The sequence below is a fragment of the Longibacter sp. genome (assembly GCF_051155795.1).
GTDB lineage: Bacteria > Bacteroidota > Rhodothermia > Rhodothermales > Salinibacteraceae > Longibacter.
Map to the genome: position 1 here is coordinate 1 of NZ_DAXETW010000141.1, position 8,856 is coordinate 8,856.

9 protein-coding genes are annotated in these 8,856 nt (G+C 65.7%); 4 read left to right on the forward strand and 5 right to left on the reverse strand.

What is annotated here, in order from left to right:
* Positions 1-1,092, forward strand: a 1,092-nt coding sequence (locus tag ACFCU0_RS13750) for a hypothetical protein (RefSeq protein ID WP_434974254.1), incomplete at its 5' end; no start/stop codon positions are given.
* On the opposite strand, the gene ACFCU0_RS13755 is transcribed toward ACFCU0_RS13750, so the two are convergent.
* The 5 genes from ACFCU0_RS13755 to ACFCU0_RS13775 all read right to left on the reverse strand — a co-directional run bounded on the left by ACFCU0_RS13755 (position 1,050) and on the right by ACFCU0_RS13775 (position 7,228).
* Positions 1,050-2,567, reverse strand: coding sequence for an endonuclease/exonuclease/phosphatase family protein (locus ACFCU0_RS13755; RefSeq protein ID WP_434974255.1), 1,518 nt, complete (start codon positions 2,565-2,567; stop codon positions 1,050-1,052). The two genes, ACFCU0_RS13750 and ACFCU0_RS13755, sit on opposite strands and share 43 nt — an antisense overlap.
* 280 nt (positions 2,568-2,847) lie before the next feature.
* On the reverse strand, positions 2,848-3,744 hold the full coding sequence (locus tag ACFCU0_RS13760) for a hypothetical protein (protein WP_434974256.1): 897 nt from the start codon (positions 3,742-3,744) through the stop codon (positions 2,848-2,850).
* 75 nt (positions 3,745-3,819) lie between these two features.
* Positions 3,820-3,978, reverse strand: coding sequence for a cbb3-type cytochrome oxidase assembly protein CcoS (ccoS, locus tag ACFCU0_RS13765; RefSeq protein ID WP_434974257.1), 159 nt, complete (start codon positions 3,976-3,978; stop codon positions 3,820-3,822).
* Positions 3,979-4,012: 34 nt separating this feature from the next.
* Positions 4,013-6,688, reverse strand: coding sequence for a heavy metal translocating P-type ATPase (locus ACFCU0_RS13770; RefSeq protein ID WP_434974258.1), 2,676 nt, complete (start codon positions 6,686-6,688; stop codon positions 4,013-4,015).
* Between the two features lie 45 nt (positions 6,689-6,733).
* Positions 6,734-7,228 carry a FixH family protein gene (locus ACFCU0_RS13775; RefSeq protein ID WP_434974259.1) on the reverse strand — a complete coding sequence of 165 codons (495 nt, stop codon included), beginning with the start codon at positions 7,226-7,228 and terminating at the stop codon, positions 6,734-6,736.
* A 405-nt stretch (positions 7,229-7,633) separates the two neighbouring features.
* Between ACFCU0_RS13775 and ACFCU0_RS13780 the strand changes: the two genes are divergently transcribed.
* From ACFCU0_RS13780 to ACFCU0_RS13790, 3 genes are all read left to right on the forward strand, one after another.
* Entirely contained in the window at positions 7,634-8,512 is an 879-nt protein-coding gene (locus ACFCU0_RS13780) for a fructosamine kinase family protein (RefSeq protein ID WP_434974260.1), read from the forward strand.
* A gap of 10 nt (positions 8,513-8,522) precedes the next feature.
* Positions 8,523-8,663 carry a hypothetical protein gene (locus ACFCU0_RS13785; RefSeq protein WP_434974261.1) on the forward strand — a complete coding sequence of 47 codons (141 nt, stop codon included), beginning with the start codon at positions 8,523-8,525 and terminating at the stop codon, positions 8,661-8,663.
* Positions 8,660-8,856: hypothetical protein (locus ACFCU0_RS13790; protein ID WP_434974262.1), on the forward strand; the 197-nt coding region annotated here is incomplete at its 3' end. The genes ACFCU0_RS13785 and ACFCU0_RS13790, both read left to right, overlap by 4 nt.

Below are 8,856 nucleotides of genomic sequence, written 5' to 3' on the forward strand. Positions count from 1 at the left end.
CGCACCGGTTCGGACCGGCCCATGCTTCCGCAGGCGTCTCCGCCGGCAGACTCCGCTGAAACCATGCCTCCGGGGTTTGTGCGAGAGGCGGTGCCCCGGCGCATCCGGATTAACGGTCCCGCCGGCCGGCGAGAGGCTCAGCTTTCGGGGCTGGCCTGGTGGGGCGACCGTCTCCTGCTGCTCCCGCAGTATCCGGGCGTGCAGGGCGATACCGTCCCCGTTGTCTATGCCGTCCATCGATCGGATCTGACCGCTGCAGTCGACCGGTCTTCAGGCGATAGGGACAGCCCCGGCATTACGCCTCAGGCCATTCCGGTCGATGCCACGTCCCTTGCGCATGTACCGGGGTACCAGGGCGTTGAGGCGGTGACGGTCGCGGGTCGCACGGTCTTCGCAACAGTTGAGGCGACCCGCAAACACGGCGGCGGGTCGGGGATGCGTGCATTCGTAGGAAAAGGCGCAGCGGGTGCATCGCCCCGTCCGGCCCTTTCCTTTTCCGAGACGAAGGAGGTCCCGGTCCCCGTGGCCATTTCGAACATGGCATATGAGGCGCTGGTGCATCACGACGGCGCACTCGTCGCGCTGTTCGAGGCCAACGGCGCCAATGTGAACGCTGCCCCCGCTGCGATCCGCCTCACGGAAGACCTGCAGCTGATCTCATCCTTGCCCATGCCGTCCCTCGAGTACCGCCTGACCGATGCCACGAACGCGGACAGCGCCGGGCGATTCTGGGTGACGAACTATCTCTACGAAGGCGAGGTCAACGCTCTGAATCCGGCAACGGACTCGGTGGCGATGGAACACGGCATCGGATGGTCGCACCGGAACGGGGGTGCCGTCGAGCGACTTGTCGAACTGCAGATCACCGGGTCGCAGATTCGCCGCACCGAGACGCCGCCGATCTGGATCGCCCGCGCGGGTACGACCGGACGCAACTGGGAAGGCGTCGTTCGCTTCGGGGAGGGCTTTCTCCTCGTCACCGACACCTTCCCGGAAACCGTGCTCGCGTACGTACCCTGCATTCCGGCAGGCGTGCGGTGCCACGCAGGTCAGGAGTCGTCGACTCCAAGATCCACGACGATGGGCAGGTGATCGCTGGCTGCCGCGGTGTCGCCGGCCCGCAGGTTTGCAGCGGATCGGACCGAGTCCGGCAGGTGTCGGGTGTTCAGAACGTAGGCATTGCGCGCCGGGGCCGCGTTTCGCGACAGGTAGGCGTAGTCCAGCCGTCCCGGGGGGAACGAGCTTCCGGGGTTCTCCCACGTCGTGTGGAACGGAGAGCCGGTCTGGCTCGGGTTGACATCGATGAGCGGCACGGCCGTCTGGTTTGTCGAACCGGAGGAGCCGAAGACAGACGTGTTCTGGATCGCGCCGGTCACCATCGTTTGGGGCTGTTGGGCGTCTCCGACGAAGTTCATGTCGCCCATGACGACGATCGGTGTTTCGGCGGGTGCGTCGAGCGGTCCGCCGTCCGCCCGCGTATCGCGCATGAAGGCGGCTACGGCGTCGGCAACCTGCTGTCGTTTCATGTCGGCGTCCGGATCGCCGCCTGTGCAGCAGGGCGGATGCATATTCACCATCACGATCGGATGACCTAGTGCGTCGCGGGTGTCGAGGAGAAAGGCACCGCTTTCGTAGCCCTCGAAGCCGGGAATCGTATGCTCGGCCGAGATGGGGAATCGGCTGACGACGACGAGGTCGAGTCCGAGCTTCGATGCGTACCAGTCCCCGGCGGAGGTGCCCGCCAGCTCCGCCACACGGCGCCGGGTCTCCACTGCACCGTGTTCGTAAACCTCCTGCAGCGCGTAGACGTCCGGCGCCACGGCCTGGTAGATCCGCTGGTAGGGCTCCAGAACGGGGTCTGTAAAGATCGTATCGCGCAGAACGTTGTGCGTCATGAACCGGACCTGCGTACCCTGGGGGCGGGCGAGATCGACCGGATCGTCGTGTGGGTTGGGCGATGCCGATGCGAGCGAGTAGCAGGTTTTCCCGGCATCCGGGACGCGGTCGCCGCCGCCGATCAGTGCAGCGCAGACCGAGCTGCCCGTGGCCAGCCATTCCTGGCCGCCGGGGGCTGCCGACCGGTCCAACGCCACCTCGTAGCGTTTGCTGGCGACGGTCGGTAGCGACGTAAACCCGAGATCAGCGTGTCCGAGGCGCTCGTCGTTCGCCCCGAAGAAGGTGCCCGACCGCTCCCCGAAGGTCCACGTGATCTCGAAACCATCGGCGTTCCCGGTAGATGCGTCAGCATCCAGATCGAGAGCCAGCGTGAGGTCGTTGTTTTCCTGCAGGATCGTCGGCGCGTCGAGTCCGAACGTTACGAACAGGTAGGTGTCGTCGTGCGCCAGCGTGAGCGACGTGAGGTCGAGTGAGGTACCGTCTCCTACGCGGTCACGCGCCAGTGCCGGCACCGTATCCCAGTCGCCGAAGGTACCGTCAATTGCGATAGCGGCGGGATGGGACGTGTTCGCCGACTCTGAATCCCCCGAATGGCAGCCGGAGAGGAGAAGAAGGAGGCAGAGGACCACTGCCGGGATGCGTTGTGAGCGGGAGAAATGCGAGGGCGTCATCGAGGGAGGAGGGGGAGTGAGTCGAAAATCGGGGACAGACCAATGTATGTAACAGCGAGCACCCATTTGCCGGCGATGGTTCGCCGCCTGCCGTCCCAGCGTACGGTCCCACGGTAATTGCGTGTAGACGCACCAACGCCCGGCCAAGCGCGGCGATGTGCCGGTTGACCGGGCGCGGTGCTGCCCTCAGTGACGGCTTCTCAAAGGAAACCGTCACCTCACCCATGGACCTCACCCATGGATTTCGAAATGTGGGTGAGTGTCGTCGGACGGGTTTCCGTCAGGCTACACTTGCAATCAGGTATATAGTCGCGGCAAAAGTCAAGATGATGAGGTAGGCAACCGTGTAGGCGAATGTACCACTCGTCTGTGCGGTGAGCACCGGGGACCGGGCCTCCGCACGCTCAGCCGCCGTTTCGGCTTTCTTCAGGGCCTCCTGCTCGGCTTCCTCCTCGGCTTTCCGCTCCAGTTCGGCCTCGTAGTCGATCACCTCCTGATCGGTGGCTGCCACGAACGAGGCTGCGGATGACCACTCGGTGAGCGATCCGTCCGGGCGGACGCCGCGGACGCGCCAGGCGAAGGTTGCCCCGTTCTCCGGCAGCATGGCGTAGAGCGTGAGAACGTTTGTGTCGCGAACGGGAACGTTGACGACGAGCTCGTCGAAGTCGGTCGTTGGCGCGATTTCGACCTCGTACCCGGTCGTGGTCGGCATGGGCGTCCACTCGAACGTGGCGGAGTGACCGTCCACCGGGGCCTTCTCCGTCGGGTGGGCCGGAACGGGCGTGTCGTTGGCTGCGGTTGCCTGGCGTGCCGTTTCGTTTGCCTGCTCGACGACGGGGTCGGGCGAGGCGATGAAATGAGCGACGCCGCTCCAGGGCGTGGCCCCGTCATCGGTGATGGCATGCACGCGCCAGTAACAGGTAGACCCGTCTTCCGGCAGAACGTCGTAGACGGAGAGCGTCGTGGTCTTGCCGACCGCTGCGTCGAAGTACGGATTCGTGAAATCCGCCTCTGGGCCGATCTGCAGCCGGTAATCCGTTGCATCGGGAACGGACGTCCATGTGAACTCGGCGGTCCGCGCTTCGATTTCTGTGCCGGCAACGGGCGTGACGGGCTGCGCGATATCAGACCGTGTGGTGGCGGTCGTAGCGTCAGGTTGGGTGGCGGGGTCGTTCATGGAGAATCGCGGTTAGTGAGGAGAGGGTACGTCGGAGGGCAGGGGATCGCAGTGCGAAGGAGCGTGTGCAGGGCGTCACGATTCCGGTTGGTCTGCATCGTCATCAAGAAGGATGCGAATGGCCGGAGTTTCAACGTCGTCATACTGACCGGTCCGCACCGACCAGAAGAAGGCCGCGACGCCGAGGCCGGCGAGTATCAGGGCAACGGGGGTTAGAATGTAGAATACAACCATGGCTGGATCGGGTGTGGTCGTAGGGTCGACGCGTTCAGGAAGGAGTTGCGACGGCACCCGGCGTGGCCGTACGGCTGGTAGTGGCCGTTGTCGGCGGGCGGTCGGTCCGGGATGGAGACGGTGTTTCAGGGTCAGCCCGACCGTCGTTCTCCGTCTGGAAGGAGCGTTGGAGGATGGAGGCGGTCACCACGATCAGCGAGCTGATGGGCATGGCGATCGCTGCGACGAGCGGACCCACGAGGCCGGCGATGGCCGCGGCGGCACCGAGGACGTTGTAGCTCAACGAGAACGTGAGATTGCCCCGGATGACGCGCATCACGTGGTCGGCTCCGGTTAGAAGCTCGGAGACGGGGTCGAGTCCGTCCCGTGTCAGGAAAATGTCGGCAGCGACCAGGCTTGCGGTCGATCCGCCTTCCACGGCAACCCCGACGTCCGCGGTCTGCAAGGCGGCAGCATCGTTGACGCCGTCACCGACCATCATGACCGTGCGTCCGTTCGCCCGGAGGGCGTCTACACGATCGCGCTTTTCCTCGGGAGAAACGTGTCCGGAGGCGCGATTCGAGGGGAGGCGGAGCTTGCGTGAGACGGCCTGGACGGTGTCGGGGTGGTCCCCGGAGCACAGGTAGACGTCGGTTCCCGCCTCGGTCAGGCGTTGGATGATGTCGCGTGAACTCGGTCTGATGCGGTCGCCAAAGGCGAGGGCCGCGCAAAGATCTCCGTCCACGGCCACAGCGACCGGCGTGTAGCCGTCGTGAGCGAAGCGCGCGAACGGGTCGTCTTCCGTGGCATCGCCCTCGAGTGTCGTGTGCTCGCGCTGAACCCAGTCCGGCCGGCCGATGGCGACGGGGACCCCATCGACGCGTCCGGAGATACCCTGTCCCTGCGTGGTCTCGACGTCGGTCACAGTGGGCGGGGCGGTTCCCGGCGCCGGGCAGACGCCGCGGTCGCGAACGAGCGCGTCGGCGATCGGGTGGGTGCTGCTTTCCTCAAGTTTGGCGGCCAGGGTGACGGCGTTCTCATCGCCCACCACCTCAACGAGGGATAGCCGTCCCTCCGTGAGGGTGCCGGTCTTGTCCAGGACGACGGCATCGACCCCCGTTAGCACCTGGAGGGCCGACTCGTTCTTGATAAAGATGCCAGCCCGGGCAGCCTTGCCTGCGGCGACGGCCATGGCAAGGGGCGTCGCCATCCCCAGGGCGCACGGGCACGTGATCACCAGGAGCGCGACGACGTGGACGGCCATCTGGCCTGGATCCAGGAACCACCAGAGCGCGGCCGTGAACAGCGCGAGGACAGCGACCGCGGTGACGAAGTAGCCGGTCAGGCGATCCGCCAGCGACACGACGCGGGCGTCGCCGCTGGACGCATCGCGCACCCACGCCAGGAGCTGGCCGACGCGCGTGTCCGTGCCGGATGCCTGGACGAGGACGTCGATCGGGGCGCTCAGGTTGGTCGCCCCGGCCGTAACCTCGTCGCCGGCGGAGACGGAGACGGGACGGCTTTCCCCCGTCAGCACGGCGTTGTTGATCGTGGACGAGCCCGTCGCCACGCGCCCGTCCACCGGAATGACCTCGCCGGAGGGGACGCGCACCACGTCGTTCACGAAGACATCGTCGATCCGGACCGTCTCGGTGTCTCCGGATGCCGTAACGCGCCGGACCATGGAGGGGATCAGCGACAACAGCCGGTCCGTGGCATCGCCGGCGAGGCGACGACTGCGGAGTTGCAGCCAGCGCGCCGTCAGCAGGGCGGCGATCAGTACGGTGATGGAGTCGAACCAGACGTCGCCGGTCCCGCTGATCGTGGCCCAGGCACTGTCGCCGAAGCCGACACCGATACCGACGGCGATCGGTGTATCCATGTGGAGGCTTCGGAAGTTGCCCGTGCGCCCGGCGAGTTTCACGGAGGCCCATGCTCGCGAGAAGAACTCCATGCCGCCATACCCGACGGCGACCATCGCCAGGAGCATGCTCAGCCAGCGAGCCGCTGTGGCGAGGCCCGGATCCTGCGAGGCGTCGAGCCCGGCATAGAGAGCCAGAGCGAGCAGCATCACGTTGCCGGCCAGGGCCCATGCGACGCCGACCTTAACAAGGAGCCGCCGTTCGCCTTCGGTGCGTGCGCTCGCCGAGTCGTGCCGAACCGGGTGAGCGGTATAGCCGAACTGTGCCAGCCACCGGGCGACGTCGGAGAGCGCAATGTGGTCAGGGTCGTAGCGCAGGCTCAGGCGGGCTCGCGGCAGGTCAAGCCGGGCGTCGAGGACGCCGGCGCGTTCCTGTGGGAGTCGTTCGACCAGCCACACGCAGGCTGCGCAGTGTACGCCGTCGAGGAACAGATCGACTGATCGGGTCCCGTCGTCGTGCTCGACCGTGTGCTCATCGAGAAAGGCGTCGCTATCGAGTTCGCTCAGAACGAGCGGGTCGATCGACGGAGAGGCCGGGGTTGCGTCTCGCTCCCGCGCCACGTCGCTCAGGCGGTAGAAGGTCTCGTCCCACCCGTTTTCCTGCAGAGCGTGAAAGACGATCTCGCAGCCAGTGCAGCAAAAATACGGGTCCTCGCCGACCGGCGCAGAGCCAACCGGCAGGCCGCAGTGTTGGCACGGCGTACTGGCCGACGGTGGCTTGCGGGAGGCGTCGGGATCGGTCACGTCGACGACGGCATCGCTCGGGAGCGAGTCGCCGGACGAGGCGGGATGGGAGGTGAGTTCCGGCATGCGAGGGCGGGAGAAGCGGGAGAACCGTGGCGTCGAACAGTGGCCTTAAAGACGAACACGTATGGTCGTCTGAATCGGGGTCTCGCCCCGCGAACCGTCGATTTCGAAGTCCCAGATGCCGCCGGCAGCCATGGGAAGCAATTGACGGTACGTCCCGGGCGTCTCGTCGACCGGGCGAAGCGGAACGGCCGCCACCGGTGCGGCGAGGTGGGGCCGGAGACCGCGGATCATGCCCGTCAGGTCGTCGACGGTCGCCCCGGTACTATCGCGCACGGTCACCTCAACCGGCCGCATGTTGCTGTCCCCGGTCGAAGGGAGCACGCGAATCTTCACGTCGAGACGTCCTCCATTGCGACGAGCCTCTGCGGAGGCGTTCCAGTTTTTGCCCTTCTCGTAATAGTTCTCGACGATGGCTGGCCCGCCGTCCGAATGGGCTTTGTAAAACGTGTAGGCGCTCGCGGTAATGCTAATGGATAGCAGGCCAATGATAAACATCGGCCAGCGTATGTTCGCCGGAATGGAAGGAAACGGATTTCGCATGGCGATCACGGGCAGGTGAGGTAGAACGCAAGCCGGGGACGTGTCAACCGGACTGAGGGGGCCGGCCGCCCGGAGCGTCGAAAGAGGGCGAATGGAGGGCACTGCCGCCGGAGGACGGCTGCGAACGATAATTAACAAAGGCAGCCGAGGCACCGGAGACAGGAAAGTTACTCCGCCACCGTGGGTCCATGTCCCGGCCGCATGTAGAGGAATCCCCTACACGGCGTGCCGGGAACGATTCCCGCACGCGATCGGCGCCGTTGCACGCCATCTTGCACGAGGCCCGTTAAGGTTTGTATTCTGTTGCTGGACGCCGACGCATTCGATTCTCGGCGGGCGCACCGGTCGCCCGTGCGGATGACGCCCCGTCTCTCTCTTCTCACTGCCGTCGCTACTCCGCTGCCCATGATACCTGACGTTCTGCTTGACCACCTTTCCAAAACCCTGGACGCCCGCATCGAGGGGTGTGCCGCCGTGAGCGGAGGCTGCATCGCTAATGGCTGCCGGCTGGAGACGGGCGAGGCGTCGTATTTTCTGAAGTGGGGCGAAGAACCGGTTGCCCGCACCTTCCCGGGGGAGGTCGCCGGGCTCAATGCACTCGGCGAGGCAACCGACACGCTGTTGGTGCCGGACGTCCTGGATACCGCGCCACCGGACGGGGACCGGCCGGGGTTTCTCCTCATGCAATGGATCAACGCGGGACGCCAGGGCCGCCGATTCTGGGAAACCTTTGGGCGCGGTCTGGCAGAATTGCATCAGGCAACGGCCGACCACTTCGGTTTTGAGACGGATAATTTCATCGGACGTCTCCCGCAGGCCAATACGCAGGAATCCGACTGGCCCGTCTTTTTCCGCAAACACCGCCTTGAGCCGCAGGTAGAGCGCGCACGTCAGAGCGACCGCTGGCGCCCCGATTGGGACGATCGGCTGGACACGCTGTACCTGAAACTCCCGGAAGTGCTGCCCGCACGACCGCCCGCATCGATCCTGCACGGCGATCTCTGGAAGGGCAACTTCATGATTACCGCTACCGGGGAACCGGCACTCATCGACCCGGCAGCGTACCACGGGCACCGCGAGGCCGACCTGGCCATGACCGAGCTGTTCGGAGGGTTCGACGACCGGTTCTACGACGCCTATCGCGAGGCCTGGCCGCTGGACGACGAGTACACGGTTCGGCGGCACATTTACAACCTGTATCACCTGATCAATCACCTGAATCATTTCGGTGAAAGTTACGCAGGCTCTGTGCAGAAAACGCTGACCGCCGCCGCTGAAGCGTAATCCAGCGCACATGTGGCGCCATCCCGTGCGCCACTGGCTTGCTGTGACCTGCGCCGATTCGCTCACCGCCACCTCCCGGGGTGAGCGTATCCTGGCGGTTGAGGTCCCCGTCCCCGAGCGGACCGTTTCCCCGACGGTCGTTGAGCTATGAGGCCCACGTCTTCCTCTGAGACGCCCCCACTGTCCCTGCTACATCGTGTGGCGCGTCTCGCCGTGCGGTGCTGCCGGTCCGACTGGGCGGCCGTGTACGTCGATGCCGTCGCCGTGGCCACGGCCGAAGCGCCGGGCCTCCGATCGGCACGCCATGTGTTTGCCGACCTGTACTGGCCGCCGGACCACGTCGC